This window comes from Frankia tisae (assembly GCF_025403405.1).
In the GTDB taxonomy this organism is placed as follows: domain Bacteria; phylum Actinomycetota; class Actinomycetes; order Frankiales; family Frankiaceae; genus Frankia; species Frankia tisai.
In genome coordinates, this window is sequence record NZ_JANEZT010000050.1 from 1 (window position 1) to 25,188 (window position 25,188).

Below are 25,188 nucleotides of genomic sequence, written 5' to 3' on the forward strand. Positions count from 1 at the left end.
CCCCCGGCGGCTGGGTCCCGGTCGGGGAGCAGCCCGCGACGGGCCCGGACTCGCAGGCCGCGGGCCCCGGGCGGCTCGCGGAGGACCCACCGGCCGACGGCCGCAGGCGCGCCGAGGGGGGGCCTCCGCGCAGGGGGCGGCGCCGCATCGGCGGGCAGCCACCGAACCCGGCGTGACCGGCGAACGCCGCACGCAGTTATCCACAACCAGAGAAAGATGCTGGCACAACAGAAGAACAACCGTCATCGTCTTCTCATGGCCCATAACCCTGGCCGACTCTCCTGGCAGGAGATCGCCACCACGCAGGCCGGTGTGATCACGATCCGCGACGCGGTCGCCGCCGGCATCCCCCGCACCGAGATCCGCCGGCGCCTCAACGACGGCCGCTGGCGCCAGCCCTTCCGCGGCGTCCTGATCACCGACCTCGCCCCCGCCGCCGCCGCCGGCCCGCAGCACCTGTGGGCCGTCGTGCAGGCCATCGGCCCGGATGCGGTGCTCGCAGGTGGGTGCGCGGCGGCGCTCGCCGGGCTGGTCGGCTACGACACCCAGCCGGTAACCGTGCTCGTCCCTGCCGACCGCCGCGTCAGCGCCCCGCCGGGGGTGCTCCTGCGGCACAGCGCACGCCTGCAGATCACCGAGATCGACCCGCTTCGGCTGCCCCGACGGACCACACCGGCCCGGTCTGTGATCGACATGGCGGAGTGGGCGGCGTCCCGGGCACTGGCGCAGGACCTCCTCGCCGACGCGGTGCACCAACGCCTCGCCACCGTCCGCGACCTGCGCGAGGCGCTGTCCCGCCGCGGCCCGATCAGCCGGCGCACGCTGATCACCGAGACGCTGGATCGGCTCGGTGCGGACGCGCCGCACCTCACCGAGATCATGTTCCGCCGCATCGAGCGGCGCCAGGAGCTACCACCCGCCGGCTACCGGGTCGAAGGTCCGCCCGACGAGCCGACCTCCCGGCTGACCGTGCGCTACGAGCCGTGGCGGGTTCGGGTCGAGGTCGGATCTACCGTAAGCCAATCGGTCACCGAGCATGACCCCGGTCAGGACATCCTGGTCCGGCTGCCGGCGCGCCTGCTGCGGACCGCACCGGACGACGCCGCCGCGATCGTCGCCGGGGCCCTGCGCGAACGGGGCTGGGTACCGCCGACGGCCCGCCCCCACCAGGCCCTGGCTTCCTGACGCGGCGACAGCGACCCGCAGGCCAGGGGTTGGCGGCGGCCTGACCATGCCGTACTTTGGGCGAACGTTGCGGGAGCTTCCACCCGAGGGGGCTGAGAGGGCGGCTGGGCAGAAGCCCGGCGCCGCCGACCGCCTGAACCTGTCCGGGTAATTCCGGCGTAGGGAGTGATGGCCGTGGTGCGCCCGGCTCCGATCGTTTCCCTCCGCGGTCCCGCGGTCGCCCGGCCGGTCCTCATTCGACCGGTCGCCGCCTGACCGGACCTCGCGAGGCGCTCATCACCCGACGACGGTCCACGCCCGACCAGCCACGCGCCGCCGCGCGCCCGTCGGAACATGCTCGTGGCCGCCGCAGGACAGCACCAGCGCAGGAACAGCCGCGCAGGAGCAGCAAGGAAAAAGAGGAGAAGTCGTGTTCGCCCGCCGCTCGAGCCCGCCGCCGGCCCGGTCGTCGTCCGATCCCCTTCAGCCGGTCGGGACGGGCGTCGAGCTCCACAGGGTCGCCAAGCGGTTCGGCCAGACCGACGCCGTGGCCGGCGCGGACCTGACCGTCCCCGCGCACAGCCGGCTGGGCATCGTCGGCCCGAGCGGGTGCGGCAAGTCGACCCTGCTGTCGATGATCTGCGGGCTGACCGACCCGGACGCCGGCACCATCGACGTCCTCGGTGCCGCGGACGCGCCGGGCCGGCTGGCCCGCTGCGCCTGGATGCCCCAGCGCGACCTGCTGCTGCCCTGGCGCGGGGTGCTCGCCAACGCCCGGATCCCGCTGGAGAACCAGGGCCTGTCCCGCCGGGAGGCGTCGCGGCGCGTCCAGCCGCTGCTCGATCGGTTCGGCCTCGCCGAGTTCGCCGACCACCGGCCGGCGCAGCTCTCCGGTGGCATGCGCCAACGGGTCTCGTTCCTGCGCACGGTGGCCGCGGGCAAGCCGGTACTGCTGCTCGACGAGCCGTTCGGCGCCCTGGACTCGATCACCCGGGCTGACCTGCAGGACTGGCTGCGCGCGATGCTCGCCGACGAGCCCCGCACCGTCGTCCTCGTCACCCATGACGTCGAGGAGGCGCTGCTGCTGTGCGACCGGGTGGTGGTGATGTCGGCCCGCCCAGGCCGGGTCGTCGCGTCGGTCGACGTTCCCCCCTACGCCGGCACCGGCGCCGCGGCCCGGCGGGCCCGGCTCGCCGACCCTGATTTCGTCGCGCTGCGCGACACCGTCCTCGCCCACCTGGAGGCCGCCCGTTGACCGCGACGCGGTTGTGGCCGAGTGTCCTCGTCGGCGCCGTGCTGCTCGGCGCCTGGGAGTTCGTCACCCGGGTGCTGCACGTCGAGGAGTACATCCTGCCGGCGCCGGACCAGGTGGCGACGACGCTGGTCGACCGGTGGGGCAGCACCCTGCGCAGCGCCACCTGGGTCACCCTCACGGAGATCGTTCTCGGTTTCGCGATCTCGGTCGCCGCCGGGCTCGCCCTCGGCTGCGCGCTGCACTTCTCCGCCGCGGCGCGCCGAGCCCTGTACCCGCTGCTCATCGGCTCCCAGACGATCCCGATCGTCGTCATCGCGCCGATCCTCGCGATCATCTTCGGGTACAGCATCACCCCGAAGCTCATCCTGGTGGCACTGATCTGCTTCTTCCCCGTCGTGATCGGCACCCTCGACGGTCTCGCCTCGGTCGATCCGGAGCTCGTCCGGATGATGCGGACGCTGCACGGCCGGCGCGTCGCCATCTTCACCCGGGTGGAGTTCCCGGCAGCGCTGCCCTCGGTGTTCACCGGCCTGCGGCTCGCCGCCGCCTACGCGGCGACCGGCGCGGTCTTCGGCGAGTATTCGGGCGCCTCCGACGGGCTCGGCCACGTGATGCGCCAGGGTGTCCCCCAGCTCCAGTCCGCGCTGGTGTTCGCCGCGATCGTGCTGCTCACCGCGATGTCGGTGGTGCTGTTCGCACTCGTGAACGGTGCCGAACGACTGCTCGTACCCTGGCACCGCAATCCCACCCGAGAAGGGAACACCAGATGATCTCGCCGCACTCGCGCCGGCTGACCATGACGGCGGCCGCCCTCGCCGCCGTCGCCCTCGCCGCCGTCGCGGCCTGCGGCTCCGACGGCTCGTCCGGCGCCAAGCCCCGGGCCGCCACGGTGCTGCTCGACTGGGAACCCAACCCGGATCATCTCGCGCTGTACTCGGCGCTGGACGGCGGCGACTACCGCGACGCCGGGCTGAACGTCACCCTGCGTTCGCCGTCGGACCCGTCCGATCCGCTCAAGCTCGTCAGCACGGGCACCGTCGACCTGGGCATCTCCTACGAGCCCGAGGTGGTCATCGCCGGGGTCGAGAAGCTCGACGTCGTCGCCGTCGGCGCCCTCATCCCCACCGCCCTGAACTCGATCATGGCCGTGGGCTCGGCCGGCATCACGAAGCCCGCCGACCTCGCCGGGGCCACGGTCGGCACCTCCGGGTTGCGCACCGACGACGCCTTCCTCGACGCCATCGCGAAGGCCAACCACTTCGACGCGGCTTCGATCCACCGCGTCGACGTCGGCGCCGACCTGCTGCCCGCCATGATCTCCAAGAAGGTGAAGGCCACCCTCGGCGCCTACCGCAACGTCGAGGGCGTCACCCTCGCCGACCGCGGCCTCGCGCCGAAGGTGATTCCGGTGACCGACGCCGGCGTGCCGCAGTACGACGAGCTGGTCGTCGTCGCCCGCCGCAGCCGGCTCGCCAAGGACCCGGCCTACGCCGCGCTGGTCCGCGACTTCCTGCGCGCCACGGCGGCCGGCAACGCGCGAGCCCTCGACGACCCGGCGAAGGCCACGACGACGCTCACCGGCGTCGCCGACGGGTACGACCCGAAGCTGCTGCCGAAGATGGTCCAGGCGACGGCCCCGCTGCTGCGCAACCCGGCCGGCTTCGGCCGGATGGACCCGGGCGCCTGGGCGTCGTTCATCACCTGGATGCACACCGAAGGGCTGATCAAGGCGACCGTCCCGACGGCGGACGTCGTCACCAACGACTACCTGCCGAAGCCTTGACCGCCACAGGAGCCGTGACCGCCACGGACGGCACGCCCTCGCCGCCGTTCAGCGCGCGGCTGTGGGCGTCCACCGAGCACGTCTACGAGGCGATCCTGGCCCACCCGTTCCTCACCGGGCTCACCGACGGCAGCCTGCCGCGGGCGGCCTTCGCCCACTTCGTCGTCCAGGACGCCCACTACCTGCGTGACTACGCCCGCGCCCTGGCCATCTGCGCGGCGAAGGCCCCCACCGAGGACGACGTGCGGGCGCTCGCGAACGACGCCGCCGAGGCGGTCGCCGCCGAGCAGGACATGCACGCCGACCTCCTCGACGCACTCGGCGGCCCCACGTCCGACGGCCCCACGTCCGACGACTCCGCGCCCGCCGACCTCGCGCCCGCCGACCTCGCGTCCGCCGACCAGGAGGCCAGCCGTACTCCGCCGGGCGGCGTGGCGACCGTGGCGCCGACGACGCGCGCCTACACCAGCTACCTGCTCGCCACCGTCTATGGCGGCTCCTTCCTGGAGGGGCTCGCCGCGGTGCTGCCGTGCTACTGGATCTACGCCCGGGTCGGCGCGCGGCTGCTCGCCGACTCCTCCCCCGATCCGGTGTACGCCCGGTGGATCGCCGCCTACGGTGACCCGGCGTTCCAGGCGGTGGCCGACCGGGTCGTCGCCCTCATCGACCGAGTCGGCGCGGACGCGTCGGCGCCGGAGCTGGCGCGCGCTGCGGAACACTTCGTGGTGACCGCACGCTACGAGTGGATGTTCTGGGATGCCGCCTGGCGCCGCGAGACGTGGCCGATTGAGTAACCGGCCAGATTGGGTAACCGGCCAGTCTGAGTGGCTGGCGGATCCGGGTTCCTGGCTGCGCGCGGCCAGGAACCCGGGGCGTCGATCAGTCTCCTTCGGCGACGAGAGGCAACGTGCGGAGCCGGTCGGACAGCTTGTCGAAGGCATCCCGCGACAGGTAGTCCCTGAGGACGGTCCAGTTGGCCAGCACCCGGGCCGTGGCGTCACGCGCCCGCTGTCTGGCCGCCGGAATGCCGTACCCCGTCCGGCTGCCGATATAGTCGAAACTGCCCGTGGTGACGGCCTCGAAGCTCTTCGACCTGCTCAGGTTGAGCCCCAGGTCGTCCTTGGGGATGTACAGCACCGTCGGCACGACGTCGTAGACCGGGCTCAGGACCGGCAGCCGGCCGTCGGGATAGCTGATCGCCCAGTTCTTGAGATGGGCATCCCCGTTTCCGACCAGTACGTTGAGCACGAGACGGTCGATCACGTCACCGACCGCGGCCGTGCCGCAGAGCGCCTCAACCAGTACGGCAATGGTCTCGAAATTCGCCCGCGTGTACTTGGCGGTACCGCGCCCGGTCGGGATGTCCATCACCTGCGCAATTTCCTCCATGTGCACCCGGTTTCCGTTTTCCCGGCGGTCGAGCCGGCGCACGGCAAGCGCCGATCCAGGAGCTCGCGCCGCCCACTCCTCTAGACCGGCCACGTCGGCCGGCGACACCAGGAAAGCCTCGGGCGTCTCGATGCCGACGCTCCGCGCAAGCTCGAGACTCCCCAGCTCAGCCTCGGGAACGCCAGAAAAGCCTGGCCGACCATCCGGGAGTTTGAGGATGAAGTTACCCGCCTGGCCTTGCGCGGGGACGGTGAGCCCGCGGGAGCTCCCGTACACCGAGAACTTCAGCTGGACCCCGGCGAGGCTGAACTTCAGGAGTGGGTCGTCACCTTCGGTGGAGATTGGCTCTGCTGGCAGGCGATTGGACGGCACGTCGACCGATGGCGGCGCCGAACTTGGCACGGCTCGGATGGCACCGGGCAGATCGGTGCCGCCCAGTCTGGACAGGAGCTCGAACTCGCGGGCGCTACTGATGTGCGCCGCGTCGGACACCGCTTCGCGAAGGAGACCCTCGGGGAGAAGGTGCGAGAACCAGTGAGGCAGGGCGACATGGGCGTTCGGCTTCCAGACCGGCCCTCGTTCCTCGAAGATCTGGCCGAGCACCGGACGATTCGCAAGATTCCAGTACGATTCCCGCAGCTTGAACCAGTTCTTCTGGTGTTCACTGTGCAGGTCTCCGACATCCACCCAGTCGCCGGTGCTGTGCTGGAGCTGAACGGTCAGGGATCGCGCGCTGACCACTAGATCTCATCTCCTAGCCCGGCGACCAGTAGATCGCCGAGCGGAGGTCGAATTATCGAGCCGGGCTCGAGCCGGCTGTCCAGGAAGTCGTGCACTATCTTATCGATCGCGCGTCCGCGGGCACGCAGAAAATGGTCCCGGCCCCAATCGCGCCAATCGCGCCAATTGGCCAATAGATTGGCCAATTGATCATCGATGGCATGGCTCGCAAGAATGTGCGGGTCCCGCACCTCGAGAAGCGGCGGAGCACTCGGCGGCCACAGGGCAGGGTTGGCGGCCTGTCGAGCAAAGTTTTGGATGTCGGGAATAATTTCGGTTACCGCATCGGTCCCAAATTCCTCCAGCTCGCCGGCGACATCGACCGGATTCCCGCCGGCGTCGAGAGGGTGCAGTGAATACAGCGCGAGCAGGACAAGGCTGCCTTGGGCCCCGACTGGGTTCACGTTGCTCAGGTCGACACCTGGCGGCGGCCGGTCTGGCACCGAGTGGAGCAATGCCCGCACGAACCGGTACGGTTCGGAAAGTCCGACATCCGAATCTGCTGCCGGGGCATCGGGCCCGGCCACTATCTTCCGGAGGGCCGCTGGCCAACCACCCTCGCCGAAACCGTGCGCCCATCCCCGCCAGAGCCAGCGCGCGAGGAGTCGACCAATCCACGGATCGATGTCTTCGTACAGATGAAAGAACGCGGCAAGAGCCGGGAGTGGCGCCATGTTCGGCACGAGCTCGCGGTGCGGAACACCGATCCCCTGCAGAAAACCTATACCTTTGGCAATGGCCTGCTCGGTGCGGTCGTACCAGTCAGCAGGATCCTCGGTGGGCGAGAACTCCTCGTCCAGGCTACGATTTATGTCACCGCCGCGGATGGCGAGGAGGCTTTGTCGTACATAGCGCTCGGGAATCGTGCCGAACCCGCGCGCCGCCAGCTCCTTCGCCACGCTTGCCGGGCTACTCGGCTCGGGCCGACCGGCAAAAGAGACGCGGAACACCTCGGCACGACTCATCGTCTTACCTGCGGAGTTCACGCGGCCAGAGATCAACCGGATCAGATCCCGGTCATCGCTCGCCACCACATACGCGGGAATTCGATAACTCCGGAGGGAGTCGTTCAGCCGGTGGGCTGCCTCGAAGTCCTCTTCTGTCAGATCTTCGGAGTGATTTCGCAGCCAGGCGAAAAGGTCGCTGGACGCCCGGAACTCGTGCAGCGGAATCGCCCGTGTCGAGATGAGCCCCTCGCCCGGGTGCACGAACTTCTTCGTGCCGAGGTCAAAATAGACCGCGAACCTTTCGCCCGCGTCGTCCGTATCGTCGACATCGGGCGAGAGTGCCAGCGCGAGCGAGATGATCCGCTTCTGGCCGTCCACGACCCAGAGCGCGTCGCCGACATCAGGGACGGTGAGGGAGAGCGGGCCGAGCTGGATCTGGCCGGCCGGTCCGGGTCGACGCCAGAAGATAAGCGTGCCGACCGGAATGCCCCGGTAGAGGCTGTCGAAGAGATCGCGCACGTCTTTCGCGTCCCAGCCAAAGGACCGCTGGAAGGTCGGGATCCTGATCTCGCCGGAGCGGACCCGCTCGACGATTTCCGGAATGGAGATGAAGGCGGGAAACTCCAAGGGCATCCCCCCAGCCATGTCCGTAGTCCTCCAGTGGTTCGCAATCTTTTCACCGGCCAAGACGCCACGCTGATTGACAGACTACTCTCGGTCCTAGACCTCCTTGCGGGCGATTATCAGGTAGGTGCCCGCGAAGCCGGCGCCGTGAACGTAGCGCCGGGCGAGCCGGTCAAGGAGCCGGGCGGTGATCAGCAGGGGGCTGACCACCGCCATCATGGCGGCCCAGGCCGCAAGGTGGGCGGGGCCTGCGGCCTGGCGCAGCCAGGGCATCGGGCGCGGCGCGATGGCGGCGACGGCGATCAACAGGGCGGCGGTGAGGTCGCCGAGCCCGCGGCTGGCGGCGAAGCGCACCAGGACGGGCCGCAGGCCCCGGTCCTCCAGCGCGGCGAGCAGGTTGTCCACCGGGATGAGGTGCGCCCGTTCCGGCACCGCCCAGCCGGCCCAGAACCGGCCGAGCAGGCGGGCCTGGTGGCACTCGACGTTCGCCAGCTCGCACAGCACGTGCCCGCCGGGCGGTAACGCCTTGGCGACGGCGTCGAGCTCCGCCGACGGGTCGTCGGTGCGCTCCAGGTAGCCGAACATGCTGATGACGTCGTAGCGGCCGGCGACCGCGTCGACGACATCGGGCAGCCGGCCGTGGTGGGCATGGTCGAGCCAGCCGCGTCGCAGGCCCTCGTCGAGCCCGGGGAACGTGTCGACCCCGTCGAACACCGTCGCCGGCCACACCTCGCGGGCCGCGTTCGGGAAGTGGCCGTAGCGGGCGCCGACATCCAGCCAGGCGCGCGGGACTGTGAACGGGCGCACGGCGGCGGCCTGCCCGCGCCGGTCGCGGGCGATCACCGCCAGGGCCTGCTCGGCGATCCCGGCGCGCAGGCCGTCGTAACGGTCCCGGTCGTAGAACTCGCGGCCGGCGGGGCTCAGCGCCGGGTTGAGGAACACGTGGCCGCAGCGCCGGCAGCCGTCGAGGCGGAATCGGCCGGGTTTACGCAGGAACATGTCGGGCGAGTCGAGCCGGGTGGCCAGCTCCGCCGAGCCGCACCAGGGGCAGTCGACGCGGGCGCGGCGCAGGAACCGGGCCAGGCCGGCGCGGACGTCGCGGCCGTAGGACGCCCGGCTAGCCGCCGTTCGCTGCTTCTTCTCGTGCTTGACCGGGTCGGCGGGCAGCCCGGCGGCCTTGGCCTCGGCGGCCCGCGCGGCCTGCGCGCGACCGGCGCGCACCGAGTCGATGACGAACAGCGCCCCGCTGAGGATGCGCACGATCGGGGAACGGATCAGGTCGCGGGGGGACAACGGCACCCGGCCGGCGCAGACGAAGAACGGCTGGAACCAGAACAGCGCCGTGGCCGCGAGTCCCCACGGCCGGTTGACGTGCACGCCGATGGCGGTGGCGAGCTGGGGCACGAAGGGGAAGAGCTGGTTGCGCCGGGTGAACCGGTACGCCCGCTGCTGGACCCGCACCCGCACCGCCGCGTCCTCCCGGGCGGCGCGCAGCCCCGGCAGCACGGCAAGGTCGGTCGACCCGGACGCGAAGGTCTTCAGCCGCTCGGTGAGGTCGACGAGCTCCACCTGGTCGAAACCCTCGCGGCGGGTGATGCCGGCCCGGTCGAGGATCTCCGAGCGGACCAGCAACGCCTGGAAGGCGCCGCGGCCGGGCACGCACCGATCGGTGCGGTAGGTGCGGGTGTCGACCATGCGGGCGAGGTCGAGGGCGCGTTCGACGGTGAGGTCCGCGGGGACGAGGTCGAGGACGTCGAGCTTGTCCCTGCTGGCGTGGTAGCTTGCCGCACGCCGCCCGCTGTCGGTCAGCCGGACCCCGTCGGCGACGAGGAACTCGTGCGACGGATCCACCGGTCGACCGGAGGCGGGCAGGGTCTCCAACCGGCGCAGCCGGCCACGCAGCCGCACCCCGTTGATGAGCAGGCCGACGCAGACCAGGACCGGCAGCCAGTCGAGCACGCCGGTCAGCCCCGCACCGGCCCGACTTCGGCGCCACCGCGCCAGCGAAACATCATGCGACGAGTTTCTCAAGCCGGTCGGCGGCGGCCGCAACCCCTCCCGCCGCGGCGAAGGAGTCGCGCAGCCGGCCGGCGGCCTCCCGGTGACCGGGCTCGTCGAGCAGGGATGTCACCGCGGCGCGCACGGCAGCGGGTCCGGCCCGACCGAACTTGATCCGCAGCCCGGCGCCGCTGCGGACGACCTGCTCGCCGATGACCGGCTGATCGTCGCGAACCGGGGCGACGACCAGCGGGACTCCGTGCGATAAGGACTCGCAGACGGTGTTGTTGCCGGCGTGGCAGACCACCGCGGACAGCCGCGACATCAGGTCGACCTGCGGCACGATCGGGGCCACGAGCAGGTCGCCGGGGGCGGCGGCGGCCAGGTCGTCGACGAGCCCGGGCGGAGCGACGAGGATGGTCTGCGCCCGGCCGGCCAGGCCCAGCATGCCCTCCGCGGCGGCCCGCAGGAACCGCCCACCGGCCTCCCGGGTCACCGTGCCGAGCGAGACGAGCACCGCCTCACGGTCGGGGTCCAACCATTCCCAGGGGAACGAGGCGGTCTGCGCCCGCCGGCCGACCGGGCTGCCCACGAACGCGACGTGACCGGGCACCTCGGGGTTGCGCAGCAGCTCCCGCACGGACGCGACGAGCGTGAGTTCGTCGGAGAACCGCAGGTCGCCGGCGGCCGCCTCGACGGCGGGCACGCCGCGCGCGAGCTGGAAGTCCCGCAGCAGATCGGTGATCCACCGGCCGAGCCCGGCCATCACCCCGTACGGGTCGTCGAGCTCGGCCGGGGTCGTGGCGAGCGTGGCCCAGCGCAGCCGCCGGCGGCGGGCGACCAGGGCCGCCCCGACCGCCTGCTGGTCGATGACCAGCGCATCCGGGCGGAACGCGTCGACGGCCGCGTCGACCGCCGGTTCCATCGCCGCGGCCAGCGGCAGCAGAAAGTCCTCCCACAGGAACTTCAGCGACGCCGCGCCACGCAGTGCCCGCGAGCGGGCCACGATTTCGGCACGGTCGGCCTCGTCGAGCGTCTCCGGCAGCGCCAGCAGCGGCAGCCCCGGCGGGACCAGCTCGCCGATCACTCCCGCATGGCCGGCGACGGCGACCTCGTGGCCGCGGGCGGCGAGCTCCCCCGCGATCCCCACGGCCGGATTGACGTGCCCGGTCAGCGGCGGCACGACGAACAGCAGGCGGCTCACGGCCGCGTCAGCCCACCGCCGGGCGGCGCCCGGCATTCAGGTCGGGCGGCGGCACCATCTGCGTCACCCAGGCCGGGGTGGCGAAGCTCCGGTCGTTCTCGCGGACGTAGGGCGGCGGTGGCGTGCACCGGTCGAACAGCCACCAGTTCAACAGGGTGCGCAGGTAGGCGGTGGCCTCGCGCAGCACCATGTGGGTGTGCTGCTCCAGCACGATCAGCGAGCAGTCGGAGACGAGGGCGGCGAGCCCGGCGGCCTGCCCGATGATGTCGGAGTTCTCCCCGTACACGGCGAGCACCGGGATGCGCAGTGCGGCGAGCGCCTCGGCGGAGAACGGCGGCGTCGCCAACATGTCGGTCGCGATCGTGGTCTCGGACAGCAGGCGCTGGGCGGCCCGGGCCGTGCGGCTGACCGCCCGGCCGGCGCCGTTGGCCAGCCACTGTTCGACCTCGTCATCGTTCATCGCGACGAGGACCTGGCTCAGCGAACGGGCCATCTCCTTGCCCAGGCCCTCGATGAGGAACGGCGGCTCGATGAGCGTCAGGCTCGCGACCCGGGCGGTGAACTCCAACCCGAACGCCAGGGCCAGCGTCGCACCGTAGCTGTTGCCGACGACGTGCACCGGGCGGTCCACGCCGAGCACGTCGAGCAGCCCGGCGAGGTCGGCCATCGAGTCGGCGAGACGGTAGCCCCCTCGGGTGCGCTCACTGCGGCCATGGCCTCGCAGGTCGTAGCAGATGACGTCGCAGCCCGCGTCGGCCAGGCTGGTACCCAGCGAGAAGTAGAAGCTGGAGATGTTGTCCATCACCATGCCGTGCACCATGACCACGATCGGCGAGTCCGCGGACGCTCCCGCACGGGATTCGAGCCGCTGCACATGCAGCCGGACGCCGTTCGCGATGACCTCTGCCACGGACCTTGCCTCCTTGTCGGTTGAATGCTCCGGTCTGGCCCGGATGCTCCGGGCGGCCGTCAGGCCAGACCGGCGGTCGCGGCCACCGGCAGGCTGTTGACGATGAACCGGACGACCTCGCCGACCTGCATGTTGATCACCTGGTCGACGTCCATCGTGGCGAGGAAGCCGACGAAGTCGACTGCCTCGCCGTAGCGCTCCCGAAGCCGGTCGGCAAGCGCCACGAACTCGATGCTTTCCAGCTCGAGGTCATGGCTGAACGTGCTCTCCATGGCGATGTCCATGTCGATCACATACTCCTCGCCGATGATCTCGCGCAGGTCCTCGCTGATCTCGCCGAGCACCCGCGTCTCGTTCTCCGCCCGGCCGGCACTGCCCGGTCCCGCCGTCGCCTGAACAGACATGATCGCTACTCCTTCTTGTTCGGAAGGCCGCTCGCCTCAACCTCGGGGGAGGTCCAGGCGACCACATAGGTCGCGGCACCGGCCCGACGGGCGGGGGCACCGTCACGCGCTGCTTCCTGATCGATGACGGTGGCGGAACGTACGTCCCTCGCCACAGCCCGGTCGCCGACGCCGCCCGAATCCGGCTCGGGGGCCCCGGGTTGGCCGCCTTCCGGCTGGATCTGGCCGGAGGCATCCACCGTACGCAACGCCACCCACCGCGAGCCTGCCGGAAGCGGCCCGCCGGGACCATCCTCGTAGCGGGTGACCCGGACCAGTTCGGGCGGTGCGTGCCCGGCCCAGTCGGCCGCGGCCCAGGCGCGTCCGGGCGGATGCGGGCCGTCGACGACGAACTGGCGCGGCCGGCCCGCGAGCCCGGTGCCCTCGGCCTTCGCGGCCGCCTCCTTCGCCGCCCACAGCCGGGTGAACCACAACGCCCGGCGCTCCGGGTCGCCGCCGGCGACCCGGTCGAGCAGGTCGCGTTCGGCCGGGGCGAGCGCCGCCGCCTCGACCCCGGGCGCCCGCACGGTGATCTGCTCGATGTCGATGCCGACCGCCCCGTCCGCGGACACCAGCGCCACCGCCAGCTCCGGCTTGTGGGCGAGGGAGACCCACGGGGGGTCACCGGCCGGGATGCCCGGCCGCGCCGGCAGGGCGCCGACCAACGGGGCGCCGCGGGCGTCGTGGTCGATCCGGACCTCGATCCCCCAGACGGGCCCCGCGCCCCGTGCCCACAGCCAGCGCCGGACGGCGTCCTGGACGGCGATGCGCCCCAACAGCCAGCCGCGCGCGGCCCGCGGGTTGAGGCCCGCCAGCCGGGCCCGGTCCGCGGCGTCGGCGTAGTGGCGCACGATCAGTTCACGCGAGGCCGAGTCGGTCCAGCGGTCGAGCGCGACCACCCAACCCTCACCGGAGGGCTGGGCCACGGTGTGCAGCTCCGGGGCGCGGACCATCGCCCAGAGCACGTCGTCGTTGGCGAAACGCCGATCCGTCCAGGCGGACACGACCGCCCACACCGACCCGTCGAGGCGGCGCAGCTCCATATCGGCGGTCACCGTGCGCCCGGTGACCTGCCGGATCCGCACGACGCAGTCGACCAGGTCGCCCACCATCGGCGCCGGGCCGTGGAAGCTCAGGTCGGCCAGGGACTGCGGCAGCAGCAACGAGTCCTCGGGCAGGGTCTCCATCGCCCAGTAGCCGAACAGCTGCCCGGCGTTGTCCAGCAACGCGCCGGACGCGGACGGCACCCGCAACCGCCCGCGAATGCCGGCCGCGGCGATCGCCTCGATGTGGTGAATGCCCTGGTATCCGGGCCCGTGAAAGAGGAAGCGACCGGCGTAGAGGTCCTTGCCCTGGTGGCGGGAGGGCCGCTCGCCGGGCAGTACGGGACCGGTCGGGCCCGCCGGCAGGTCCGCGGTGGCCGCGGTCGTCCACGGGGACGGCGGGTAGTCGTCGGCGAACACGACCGTGCCGCGGGCGTAACCCTCCATGGTCACCCGCACCGCATCCGGCCCGGCCGAGGCGAGGGTGACCGACACCTCCACGGCGGGTTCGATGGCGAGCCAACGCAGCGCCCGGACGTCCCGCAGGCCGATCGGCACGCGGCCCGGCATCATCTCCGCGGCCTGCTCAATCATGAGTTCGAGCACCTCGGTCATCGGCACGACCGGGAAGATGTCGGACAGGTCGTTCCAGCCCGGCGGCTGCCGGTAGAAGCAGTGGTCGATGATGTGCGGCATCGACGCCAGGGACAACCTGCGACGGACGGTCCGCGGCGCGGACGCCAGCGCCCCACCACTGCCGGAGGCAGGCGGAGCACCTCCACCGAGGACGGGCACGACGCCGCCCCCGGAGTCGCGCACGCCAGCATCGCGGGGCGCCGGCACGCCGCCGCCGGCACCGCCGGGTGGGTTACCCACCCCGCCTGCCACGGGCACGGCGCGCCGCCGAGGCGGCGATCCCGGCGGGGCCGTGGGGCTGAGCGCCCACCGATCGACGACCGCGGACATCACCGCATCCGCGTCGGCGAGCGCCGCACGCAGCTCATCGAGCACCGGGTGGCCGAGGGCGGAGCCCAGGGCGGCGTGGGTCGGCTGTGTCGAGCCGAGCAGGTCCGCGCCCGCGGGTCCGAGGCGCACCAGCGGCGCGCCGAGGTTCAGCCGGACGGAGGCACCGCGGCGCCGCGGCAGCTCGATGCGCCGCCCGGCCGGCGCCGAGACCGGGAGCGGCGCCGGGGTGGCGGGCGGCTCGGGGCGGGTCCGGCAGGGCAGCAGGTCGAGCCGCGGGGCCGCGCCCTCCACCCACAGAGCGGCGGCCACCCTGCGCAGCTGGTCCAGGCCGGACCGCTTCGGGGAATTCGTGACCAGCGCGATGTGGTCGTGGCCGGGCAGCGTGTCGTCGACGAACCCGGCGACACTGCCCACGCCGACCTGGACGAACGCACGAACCCCGGTGTCATGCAGCCGGCGGGCGAGCTCGCGGAAACGGACGGGTTCGAGGAGATGGCGCAGGGCGAGCGCCCGGACGGCGTTGTGCTCGCGCGGGTAGGGCGCGACCGTCGTCGCCGACCAGATCGGGATCGTCGCCTCGCCGAGAGTGGTGCTGGCGAGGCTGGTCCGCAGCCGGTCCACGTAGGGGGCGAGGAACGGGGAGTGGAAGCCGGAGCGGAACGGCAGGACCTGCCCCAGTACACCTTCGCGGCGCAGCCGCTCCAGCGCGGTGCGCACGTTCTCCTCGCGCCCGCAGATGATCGACTGGTGCAGGCAGTTGTCGTGGGAGACGACGATGTCGCCGAGGTCGGCGATGACCTCGGCGGCGCGCACGGCGCCGCAGCCCAGCGCCCCGAAGACGACCCCGGGCACCTCCAGCGCGGCCGGGTCGAAGCCGGCGATGAAGGCGTCGGCGAGCTCGCCGGCGATCAGCCCACTGCTGATCATCGCGTTCCACTCGCCGATGCTGTGCCCGCCGACGAGGTCCGGGACGATTCCCAGCCGGCGCAGCGCCTCGTCGAGGATGCGCCCCACCTCGACACTTGCGACGCCGTGCCGGCCGAGCATCCCGGTGCCGTCAAGGGCCGGGCGGTCGAGCCCGAAATGCGCACAGACATCGTCGATGCGCGGGGAGAACTTGTCCTCCAGGCCGCAGAACAGGAACGCCGTCTGCCCGGGTGGCGTCCCGTCGGGCCGGGCGGGGTCGAGCAGGCCGGCCGGGGTGAACCACAGATCGTTGCGGCCCCGCCACGGGTTGCCCCGCTCCACGACCGCGCGGGCCAGCGTGAGCCGGCGCGGGCTCGGCGCGACCAGGGCGAGCCGCCAGGGGCCGCCGGACGGCGGGCTCGCCGCGTCATCCCGGTCGAGCAGCTCCGCATCCGGGGCATCGAGCTGCGCGAGCAGCTCCGCCGGGCTGCTCCCGGCGAGCAGCAGGACCGGTTCCGCGGCCGGGTCGGCCACCCGCGGCGCCGCCACCGCCGCCCGCCGGGGTGTCCCAGTCGGTCGCCGCGTGCACTGGCGCGAACCGGCTGCCGGCGAAGGCGGCGTGCGGCTCGTCGCAGTGCAGCGTCGGCGGCAGCACCCGGTGGTGCAGGGCGAGCGCGGTCTTGATCAGGCCGGCCGCGCCGGCCGCGGGCATCGCATGGCCGATCATCGACTTGACCGAGCCGATCCCGATGTCCGCCCGCCCCGCGCCGCCCGTGCCGGCCGCGGCCGCCGTGCCGAAGATCCGGCTCAGGGTGGCGAGCTCCACCGCGTCGCCGGTCGGGGTGGCCGTGCCGTGCGCCTCGACCAGGCCGATCGCGCCCGGTGCGGTCGGGTCGAGCCCGGCGTCCGCCCAGGCGCGGCGCACGGCGAGGGTCTGCCCGTCGGCGGCGGGGGCCATCAGGGAGGCGGAGCGGCCGTCGCTCGACGTGCCGGCGCCACGCAGCACCGCATAGATCCGATCGCCGTCGCGGCGGGCGTCGGCCAGCCGGCGCAGCACCAGCATGCCGACGCCCTCGCCGATGAGGATGCCGTCCGCCCGCCGGTCGAACGGGCGGATCGCCTCACTCGGCGACAACGCGCGCAGCAGGGAGAACACGCTCCAGAACGACGGCTCGTGGACGAGGTGAGCACCGCCGACGATCATCGTGTCGGTACGGCCGGAGCCGAGATCGCGCATCGCCATCTCGACGGCGATGAGCGACGACGCGCAGGCCGCGTCCACCGTGTAGGCGGGACCGCGCAGGTCGAGCCGGTTCGCGATGCGGGACGCGGCGAGGTTGGGCACCAGGCCGATCGACGCCTCCGGCCGGGCCGGGCCGAGCTGCGCGACGAACGCCTCGCGGACCCGTTCGACCGCGTCGGCGGGCAGGTCCGGCAGGACCTCGCGCAGCGTCGTGACGAGCTGGCGGGAGGTCCGCACCCGCTGTTCGAGCCGGGCCACCCCGGATCCCACGTAGCCGCCGCGGCCGAGCACGACGCCCACCCGCTCGGCGTCACCGAGCCCGTCGGGCCCGCCGGCGTCCGTGATCGCCTCGGCGGCGAGCCGCAGCGCCAGCAACTGGTCCGGCTCGGCCCAGTCGACGGAGTTCGGCACGAGGCCGAACGCCGTCGGGTCGAACGTCGCGAACTCGTCGACGAAGCCGCCGCGCCGGCAGTAGAAGCCGTCCGCCGCACCGGCCGGCACCGCGCCCGCGCCGGGCGACCGCTCGGGCGGGAAGTAGTCGTCGACGTCGAAGCGATCCCGCGGGAGCGCCCGGATCGCGTCGACCCCGCCGGCTATGTTGCGCCAGAACGTGTCGAGGTCGCCGGCGCCCGGGAACAGCGCCGACATCCCCACCACGGCGATCGGCGGCGCCCCGGGCCCGCCGCCGGGGTCACGCATCGAACACCCCCATGTCGGCACACATGTAGACGACCTGCGCCGGCCCGCTGGACGGGCCCGCCAACTCGCGCAGCAGCGCGGCGACCCCGACGGCCGGGTCGATCAGGCCGATGCCGCGGCGGGCGTACTCGCGGGCGAGCTCCACCGAGACCATCCCGCCACCCGCGGCGCCGGCCGGCGAGGCCCAGGGGCCCCAGTCGACGCTGACGACACGGCCGGCGAAACGCCCCGCCGCCGCGCTCGCGAGCGTGTCGAGGGCATCGTTCGCGGCGGCGTAGTCGGCCTGGCCCCGGTTGCCGAAGACCCCCGCGACGCTGCCGAACAGGGCGACGAAGCCGACGTCGTCGCGCACCGCGGCGAGCAGCGCCCGGGCACCGTCGACCTTCGTCCGGTAGACCCGGTCGAACGACTCGGGCGTCTTGTCACGCAACAGCCGGTCGGCGAGCAGGCCCGCGCCGTGCACCAGCCCGTCGAGGCGACCGTGGCGGGTGTAGACGTCGGCCACCACCGCGGCGACGGCCGCGCCGTCGCGCACGTCCACCGCGTGGTACCGCACCGAGGACGCGAGGCCGCCCAGGGTCGCCAGCGTCGCCCGCACCTCCCGCTCGGCCAGCAGCCGGGCGACGCTGGCCTCGATCTCGGCCGGGCGACGCACGCCGGTCTCGATCAACGCGCGGCGCAGCGCCGGCGCGTCGGCGGCGCCCGCGGTGGCGGGGTCCTCCGGCCCGGCGGGTGGCATGGTGCGCCCGATCAGCTCGACGGCGCAGCCACTGCGCCGGGCGAGCTCGATGGCAACCGCCGCGGTGATACCCCGGGCGCCGCCGGTGAGCAGCACGACCGAGGACGGTCCGAGCCCGGCCGGCAGGTCGCCGGCCCCGGCGGCGTCCGAGGGCCGCACCCGCGGGGTCGCGCGCACCCCGTCCCGGTAACCCACGACCAGCGGTCCGCCGGGGGTAAGCAGCTCTGCGAGCAGGCCGTCCGCGATCCGGCGGGGTTCGTCCTTCGGCTCGACGTCGACGAGGCGCAGCGCCAGGCCGGGGACCTCCCGGGCGATCGTGCGGACGAGACCGGCGAGCCCCGCGCCCGGGGTCGGGCGAACGGTGAACTCGCCGGCGTCGGCGCGTCGGGCGTACTCCAGGGTGTCGATCGTGCGCGGGTCGGGCGTCGTGCCAGGGCGGGCGGCGCGGGCCCGGCCGAACCGCCCGCCGTCGCCGGTGGCGATGAGCACCCGCCGGCTGCCGCCGAGAGCGGCGGCCCGTAGAGCGGGGAACGCGCCGGGCAGGATCGCGTGCTCGTCCGCATCCGGGTCGGCGGAGGCGATCCAGATGAGGCCGTCGGTACCGACCCCGGCCCGGATCTGGTCGACGAGGCCGGTGTCGTCGGCGGCGATGATCCGCACCTCGGCGCCCGCCTGCTCCAGCCGGGTGGCAAGCGCCAGGCCGACCCCGAGACCACCCTCCACCAGCAGGAACCGGGAGCCGGAGAGGTTGACCGGCGCCGCACCGGCCGGCACGGGCAGAATCTCCGGCTCGACGACGAAGCGACGCAACGCAATCGCCTCGGACGACTCGCCGATCACCCGCGCTGCCGCGGTGGAAGCGCTGGCCGGACCGGGTGCGCTGGCCGCGCTGGGCGCACTTCCACCGGAGGCCGAACCGACGATCCAGTCGACGATGCCGCGGACGGTCTTGATCGCCGCCAGCTCCTCGACGACCTCCTCGCCCAACTCCCCCGAACCCGCATCCACCAGCCCCAACCGCGCCGCCAACTCTCCCAGGATCTCCGTCCGCTTGATCGAATCAATCGACAGATCAGCCTCAAGATCCAAATCCGGCTCCAGCATCTCCACCGGATAACCCGTCTGGTCCCCGATCACCCCCACCACCGCGTCCAACACCGCCGACCGATCCAACCCCGCGGGCCGAGCCGCCGGCGCCACGACGGCCGGGGCCGGGGCCGCCGGCATGGTGGCAGCCGCCGGAGCGACGACCGGCGGCAGATCGACGCCCGCCGGGTCCGACACGGGTCGTCGTGGCGCCGGCGCAGTCGCCGCTGTGCCGGCGGTCCGTGCCTGCCCCGGCTGAGCCTGGTGGGGGACCTCCGGGACGGCGCTGATGCCGTCGCGCGCCGCCGGGCGGCCGAGGCCGGTCGGGTCGTAGCCCAGGTAGCCCAGCACCACGTCGCGCTGTGCCGCGACCAGCTCGCGGGTGGTCCGCAGGAACTCCAACACCACAGCGTCCACCGGGCCGCCACCTCCAAGCTCGGGCAGGCCGGCGGCGAGGACCGCCGGATCATCGGTCAGGTCAGCGGGCACGAGCGGCGGCGCCGAGTTCTGCGAGACGAATCCCCGCACGCCCTCGATCTCGGGAAACTCGACGGAGGGTGCCGCAACGGACGGTCTCTCCGTGGGTGCCTCAGGTGCCTCAGGTGCCGCGGGGACCATGGATGCCGCGGGGACCATGGATGCCGCGGGTGCCGCCGTCGCCGGGTCGTCTGTTCCCGGGCCGAGGGCGCGGGCCAGCCGGGTCGGCGGCCGCAGCCCGCCCGGCAGGAAGCGGCCGTCGGCGGTGCGCACGTAGGCCCCGTCGATCAACCAGCCGGGCCGGCGCGGAACGCCCGTGGCGCTCACCACCCGCGCGTCGCGCCCGGTGAACAGGGGCGCCGGGTCGACGCCGACGCCGGCCGCGGCGAGCTCGGCGAGCGCGAACAGCAACCGGCGCAGCCCCGACTCCCCCGCGACGTCGGTGGCCACGACCCGGTGCGGCCGCTCACCGAGGATCTTGCCGACAAGCTGGGAGAGGACCCGACCGGGGCCGGCCTCGATGAAGGTGCGCACGCCGGCCGCGTACATCGCCTCGATCTGCTCGTCGAATCGCACCGGCGCCGCCACCTGGCCGGCGAGTGTCGCCCGCACCTGCTCCGGCGCCGACGGGTACGGCTCGGCGGTGGTGTTGGACCACACGGGCAGCGCCGGTGCGGCGACGTCGAGCGCGGCGAGGCGGTCGGCGAGCGTGCCGGCGGCCGCAGCCACGACCGGGCTGTGGAACGCGCAGGCCACCGGGATCGGCCGGGCGGTCATGCCGGCCCGGCCGAGGGCCGCCACGGCGTCGCCCACAGCGGCGGTCGGCCCGGAGATCACGCACTGCCGCGGGGCGTTGTGGTTGGCGATGACGACGTGGCCGGCGCCGCCAACGTGGCCGGCGCCGCCAACGTGGCCGGCGCCGCCAACGTGGCCGGCGCCGCCCGCGGCGCCGGCGAGCCCGGCGAGCACCTCGCGTACCCGCTCGACGGGCGCCTGGACGGCGGCCATCGTGCCCGGGTCGTCCCCGGCTGCGGCGAGGATCGCGGCGGCCCGCGCCTCGCTGAGCCCGACGAGGTCCGCCCGGTCGAGCGCCCCGGCGGCGCACAGGGCGACCAGCTCGCCGTAGGAGTGCCCGCCGACGTGGTCCGGCCGGACCCCGAGCCCGGTGAGCAGATCATGGACGGCGAGGCCGGCGAGGCCGAGCGTCGGCTGGGCCGCCCGCGTGTCGGTGATCGCCGCCACCTGATCGGCCTTCTGTTCCCGGGTGAACGCGGCCGGGGGGAACATCGTGTCGACCCACTGGGGGGCCAGGTCGAGCACGGCTCGCAGCCGGGGGAAGGCGACGAACAGGTCGGCGAGCATCCCGGGCCGCTGGCTGCCCTGGCCGGGGAACAGGAAGGCGGTCGCGCCCGGCTCGGTGTCGGCACGGACGAACAGCCCGGCGCGGGGATTCGCCGTGAACGTGCGAGCCGCCTCGATGGCGGCGGGCAGCTCGTCGAGATCCTCGACGACGAACGCGGCCTGCACCGGGCCGCCGCCGGCAGCGCAGGTGGTTCGGGCCAGGTCGCGCAGGCGGAACGGCCGCCCGGCGTCGTCGTTCGTACCGACCAGGGCGGCGAGCCGGTCCAGTGCCCGACCGGCGGCCGCCCGGTCGGCGCCGCGCACGGCGAACAGCTCCGCGGGCCAGTGGTCCAGGCCGTGGGCGGGTTCCGGCCCGCCGTCGTAGGCGGACAGCACAACGTGGAAGTTGGTGCCGCCGAAGCCGAATGCCGACACCCCGGCGTGGCGCCGGCCTGGGGGCGCCGCCCAGGGCTTCGCGGCCTCGTCGAAGTAGAACGGGCTGGTGTCGGCGTCCCAGTAGGTGTTGGGGGTGTCGATGTGCAGGGTCGGCGGGCGCACGCCGGTCTCGACCGCCTTCGCCGCCTTGATCAGCCCGGCCAGGCCGGCGGCGCACTTGGTGTGCCCGATCTGCGACTTCACCGAGCCGACTGCGCACTGGCCGGGGGTCGCGCCGTGGTCGGTGAACACCTCGGTGAGGGTCGCGAGCTCGGTGCGGTCGCCGACGACGGTGCCGGTGGCGTGCGCCTCCAGCAGGCCGACGTCGCTCGGCGAGATGCCCGCCCGCGTGTAGGCCCGTTCCAGGGAGAGCACCTGACCGGCCTTGCGCGGCGCGGTCAGCCCGAGGGCGCGGCCGTCGGAGGAGCCGGCGACGGCCCGGATGACCGCGTGGATGCGGTCGCCGTCCCGCTCGGCGTCGGCGAGCCGCTTGAGCACGACGGCAGCGGCGCCCTCACCCAGGCTGGTGCCGTCGGCGCCGGAGTCGAAGCTGCGGCAGCGTCCCCCCGGTGACAGGGCATGCACGGAGGAGAACAGCAGGAAGTCGTGCGCGCCGGCGTGGGTGTCCACTCCGCCGCAGAGCACCAGGTCCGAGCTGCCGGCGAGCAGTTCCTTGCAGCCGGCGTCGAGCGCGGCCAGCGACGAGGCGCACGCCGCGTCGACGGTGAAGTTGACCCCGCCGAGGTCGAGCCGATTGGCGACCCGCCCGGCGATGACGTTCGCGAGCATGCCCGGGAAGGAGTCCTCGTCCAACTCGGGCAGGAACTCGTCGAGCTCGGCGGGCAACGGCCCGAGCAGCCCCGGCCACAGCGAACGCAGCCCGTAGGCGCCGGACAGGTCGGTGCCGGCCTCGGTGCCGAAGACGACCGAGGCGCGGGAGCGGTCGAACGGCCGGCCCTCACCGGCCGCCTTCTGCCCCGTGTCGTAGCCGGCGCCGCGCAGCGCTCGGGTGGCGACCTCGAGGGCGAGCAGCTGGCTGGTCTCGATGCTGCGCAGGGACCGCGGCGGAATGCCGTAGGCCAGGGCGTCGAACGGGATTTGCGGCAGGAAACCGCCCCACTTCGACGGGGTGCGGCGCCCGGCGTCCTTCACCACCGCGTCGGCCCGGTAGTACACCTCGGGATCCCAGCGGTCGGCGGGCACCTCGCGGATCGAGTCGTTGCCGGCGACGACGTTCGCCCAGAACGAGGCGAGGTCCGGCGCGTCGGGGAAGATCGCGGCCATCCCGACGATCGCGATGTCGAGCGGTTGACCAGCGGGACGGGAGTCCGCCTCGGTCGCCCTCGCCGTCGCCGTCGCCCGGCCCGCGACGCCGGGCGCCCGGCCCCGCCCACCGCCGCCGGTACCCACATCGTCCATGTTCGCCCCGTTCTGCGAGCCGCCCGCCGGGCGCCGCGTGCCGTCGGCCGACCCGAGCGTGAGCCCCGGCCCGGCCGGCACGCCGAGTTCGGCGGCGCGGTCGGCGAGAGCGGCGGTGGCCTGCGTGGTCACCTCGTCGTGCAGGGCGGCGACGCTCGTGCGGTCCGAGCGCAGGGCCGCCACCTGCCCGATCATGAACATGCCGTCCCGGGCCTGGGCCGCCGGGCCGACCTGGACGACCTCGCCGCCGTCGCGGCGCAGCCCCTTGCTGGCCACCCGCAGCCGGCCGAGGTTGAGCGCCTCCAGCTCCTCCCACATCTGCTGGCGGGGAGCGGCGGCGGCGAGCAGTTCGCGGCGCCGGTCCAGAAAGGTGTGGACGTAGGGGGACTCGACGCACCGGGTCGCGTGCCCCGGGGAGGTCTCCAGCAGCACCGTGCGCTCGCAGTCGAGGGCGGCCTGCTGGAAGCCGGGCAGGATCGCGCCGGAGGCGACGGCCTCATCGGTGAACAGGTAGGCCGTGCCCATCAGCACGCCGATGCCGGCGCCCCGTTCAGCGAGCGGAGCGGCCGCGGCGGCGACCATCGCCGCCGAGCGGGCGTCGTGCACCCCGCCGGCGAACAGCAGGTGCAGTCCGGCGAAGAAGTCCGGGCCGGCCTGGTCGCTCTCGCCGAACGCGAGCAGTCCCGCGATCTGCGCCTCCCACAACGGGAAACTCGCCCGCGGCCCGACGTGACCGCCGCACTCCCGGCCCTCGAAGACGAACTTGCGGGCCCCGTCCGCCAGGAATCGGTCCAGCAGTCGCGGGGACGGCACATGCAGGAACGTTTCGGTGCCGGCCGCCTCCAGCGATGCCGCCTGCGCCGGCCGCCCGCCGGCCACGATCGCACACGGTGGACGCACGTCCCGCACGGCGGCGAGCTGTGCGTTGCGCAGGTCCGCCGGGGCGAAGCCGAGCACGCCCACGCCCCACGGCGCGTCCCCCAGCAGGTCGGCGGTCTGCGTCAGCAACGCGCGGCTGTCCTCTCCGCTCATCAGGGCCAGGGCGAGGAACGGCAGGCCGCCCTCGTCGGCGATCGCGCGGGCGAACGCCGCCCGGTCGCTGACCCTGGTCATCGGCCCCTGCGCGACGGGATGGCGCAGCCCTCGCGCGGCCGCGAACGGCGCGCCGACGGCCAGCGGACGGGTGCGGGCCGCAGCCGCGATGCCGTCCCGGATGCCCGCCCGCACCGCCCGCACCACCCCGGTGGCGCTGCCGTAACGGTCGGCGAGGGCAGCGGCGAACGCGCCGTCCTGGCCGATCGGAAGGAACTGCTCGACCAGGTCTCGGGCGCCGAGACGGGCCGCGACCGCGGCGCCATCTCCACCAGCCGCGTCATCTCCACCAGCCGCGCCATCGCCGTCGCCGCCGGCCCCGGGGGCGGTGACCGCGCCGTCCGCGGCGAGTTCACCGCCGGTGTCGCGCAGGTCGACGGCGGGCCGCTCGGTCCGCCCGGCGAGGGCGGCGATGGGCAGATCGGGCCGGGCGTAGAGCCGGTGGCCCCCGTGGAGGATGGTCTCGCTGCCGTCCATGGCCCGCACGGCCGCGGCGACCTGCTCGGGCAGCTCCATCTCCCGGACCAGGGCGAGCTGGGAATCCAGTACGACCCCGGCGGCGCCGCCCGCCACCGCCGCCGCCGCTGTCGCGGGGCCGATCCCCCCGGCGGCGAAGGCGGGCACCGCGCCGCCCGTGGCGTCGCGCAGCCCGGCGGCCAGCAGGTGCTGCAGCAGGGTGAACGTGGTCAGGTCGCCGACGACACCGCCCGATTCGTTGCCCCTGGCGACGAGCCCGACCACGCCGGCCGCGACCGCGCCGCGGGCCTGGGCGACCGAGATCACCTCCGCCCAGACCCGCAGGCCTCGCCGGATCAACTCTCCCGGCTCCCAGCGCCGATCTGTTCCCGGGTCACCTGCGACTACGCTGACACCGGTCGCAGCGCCGACCAGCCGGGGGGCGAGCACCACCAGATCCACCGCGTCGGGCAGCTCGTCCGGGTCGAGTGGGCAGCCGGCGGCGACGCGCACCCCGAACCGTCCCGGCGTCCAGCGGGCGGCGTCCCGCAGGGCGTTTCGCGCCGCCTGAGCGGACCGTCCGAGGTCGAGCACGCCGAGGCTGCCCGCCCGCGTCGCCGCGGCGACAAGGGCTGCGGAGGGCTGCGCGAACGGCGTGATCACGACTACCAGTTCGCGCGCTTCGAGCAGGTCGGAGGCGCCGAGCAGGTCGGGCGTGTCGAGCAGGTCGGGCGTGTCGGGGCGGGCCGGGGAGGCCGCGGGTGACACGCCCGACCTGCTCGACACGCC

At 73.6% G+C, this 25,188-nt stretch carries 14 protein-coding genes; 5 read left to right on the forward strand and 9 right to left on the reverse strand.

All coding sequences use genetic code 11. The annotated features are described in order from the left end of the window. The first annotated feature begins 216 nt into the window (after positions 1-216). The 5 genes from NBZ85_RS07410 to NBZ85_RS07430 all read left to right on the forward strand — a co-directional run bounded on the left by NBZ85_RS07410 (position 217) and on the right by NBZ85_RS07430 (position 4,996). Positions 217-1,185 carry a type IV toxin-antitoxin system AbiEi family antitoxin domain-containing protein gene (locus tag NBZ85_RS07410; protein ID WP_261561700.1) on the forward strand — a complete coding sequence of 323 codons (969 nt, stop codon included), beginning with the start codon at positions 217-219 and terminating at the stop codon, positions 1,183-1,185. A gap of 409 nt (positions 1,186-1,594) precedes the next feature. Continuing rightward, entirely contained in the window at positions 1,595-2,419 is an 825-nt protein-coding gene (locus NBZ85_RS07415) for an ABC transporter ATP-binding protein (protein ID WP_261555171.1), read from the forward strand. Then, complete coding sequence (locus tag NBZ85_RS07420) at positions 2,416-3,189, forward strand: ABC transporter permease (RefSeq protein ID WP_261561701.1); 774 nt, start codon at positions 2,416-2,418, stop codon at positions 3,187-3,189. Before NBZ85_RS07415 ends, NBZ85_RS07420 begins: the two co-directional genes overlap by 4 nt. After that, complete coding sequence (locus tag NBZ85_RS07425; RefSeq protein WP_261555168.1) at positions 3,186-4,202, forward strand: ABC transporter substrate-binding protein; 1,017 nt, start codon at positions 3,186-3,188, stop codon at positions 4,200-4,202. Before NBZ85_RS07420 ends, NBZ85_RS07425 begins: the two co-directional genes overlap by 4 nt. A gap of 14 nt (positions 4,203-4,216) precedes the next feature. After that, positions 4,217-4,996, forward strand: coding sequence for a TenA family protein (locus NBZ85_RS07430; RefSeq protein WP_261561702.1), 780 nt, complete (start codon positions 4,217-4,219; stop codon positions 4,994-4,996). 85 nt (positions 4,997-5,081) lie between these two features. Here the strand turns inward: NBZ85_RS07430 and NBZ85_RS07435 are convergent, their stop codons facing one another. The 9 genes from NBZ85_RS07435 to NBZ85_RS07475 all read right to left on the reverse strand — a co-directional run bounded on the left by NBZ85_RS07435 (position 5,082) and on the right by NBZ85_RS07475 (position 25,167). Beyond that, on the reverse strand, positions 5,082-6,332 hold the full coding sequence (locus tag NBZ85_RS07435) for a type II toxin-antitoxin system HipA family toxin (RefSeq protein ID WP_261561703.1): 1,251 nt from the start codon (positions 6,330-6,332) through the stop codon (positions 5,082-5,084). Continuing rightward, positions 6,332-7,945 (reverse strand): DUF262 domain-containing protein, encoded by a 1,614-nt coding sequence (locus tag NBZ85_RS07440; RefSeq protein ID WP_261555162.1) that lies wholly within the window; start codon positions 7,943-7,945, stop codon positions 6,332-6,334. Before NBZ85_RS07440 ends, NBZ85_RS07435 begins: the two co-directional genes overlap by 1 nt. A gap of 93 nt (positions 7,946-8,038) precedes the next feature. Continuing rightward, positions 8,039-9,901, reverse strand: coding sequence for a class I SAM-dependent methyltransferase (locus NBZ85_RS07445; protein WP_261555160.1), 1,863 nt, complete (start codon positions 9,899-9,901; stop codon positions 8,039-8,041). A gap of 52 nt (positions 9,902-9,953) precedes the next feature. Next, positions 9,954-11,144, reverse strand: a complete 1,191-nt coding sequence (locus NBZ85_RS07450; protein WP_261561704.1) for a glycosyltransferase — start codon at positions 11,142-11,144, stop codon at positions 9,954-9,956. A gap of 7 nt (positions 11,145-11,151) precedes the next feature. Then, entirely contained in the window at positions 11,152-12,054 is a 903-nt protein-coding gene (locus NBZ85_RS07455) for an alpha/beta fold hydrolase (RefSeq protein ID WP_261561705.1), read from the reverse strand. 59 nt (positions 12,055-12,113) lie between these two features. After that, positions 12,114-12,458: a phosphopantetheine-binding protein gene (locus tag NBZ85_RS07460; RefSeq protein WP_261561706.1), complete on the reverse strand. Its 345-nt coding sequence runs from the start codon at positions 12,456-12,458 to the stop codon at positions 12,114-12,116. A 5-nt stretch (positions 12,459-12,463) separates the two neighbouring features. After that, positions 12,464-15,946 carry a type I polyketide synthase gene (locus tag NBZ85_RS07465; protein WP_261561707.1) on the reverse strand — a complete coding sequence of 1,161 codons (3,483 nt, stop codon included), beginning with the start codon at positions 15,944-15,946 and terminating at the stop codon, positions 12,464-12,466. Beyond that, entirely contained in the window at positions 15,840-17,354 is a 1,515-nt protein-coding gene (locus NBZ85_RS33980) for a beta-ketoacyl [acyl carrier protein] synthase domain-containing protein (RefSeq protein ID WP_261561708.1), read from the reverse strand. Before NBZ85_RS33980 ends, NBZ85_RS07465 begins: the two co-directional genes overlap by 107 nt. Further along, positions 17,347-25,167: an SDR family NAD(P)-dependent oxidoreductase gene (locus NBZ85_RS07475; RefSeq protein WP_438803068.1), complete on the reverse strand. Its 7,821-nt coding sequence runs from the start codon at positions 25,165-25,167 to the stop codon at positions 17,347-17,349. Before NBZ85_RS07475 ends, NBZ85_RS33980 begins: the two co-directional genes overlap by 8 nt. Positions 25,168-25,188: the final 21 nt, after the last annotated feature.

Excerpts from the sequence above, each read along its gene's own strand:
- NBZ85_RS07410 (WP_261561700.1), top strand. The coding sequence starts at position 217 with ATGCTGGCACAACAGAAGAACAACCGTCATCGTCTTCTCATGGCCCAT.
- NBZ85_RS07425 (WP_261555168.1), top strand. The coding sequence starts at position 3,186 with ATGATCTCGCCGCACTCGCGCCGGCTGACCATGACGGCGGCCGCCCTC.
- NBZ85_RS07460 (WP_261561706.1), bottom strand. The coding sequence starts at position 12,458 with ATGTCTGTTCAGGCGACGGCGGGACCGGGCAGTGCCGGCCGGGCGGAG.
- NBZ85_RS33980 (WP_261561708.1), bottom strand. The coding sequence starts at position 17,354 with ATGCGTGACCCCGGCGGCGGGCCCGGGGCGCCGCCGATCGCCGTGGTG.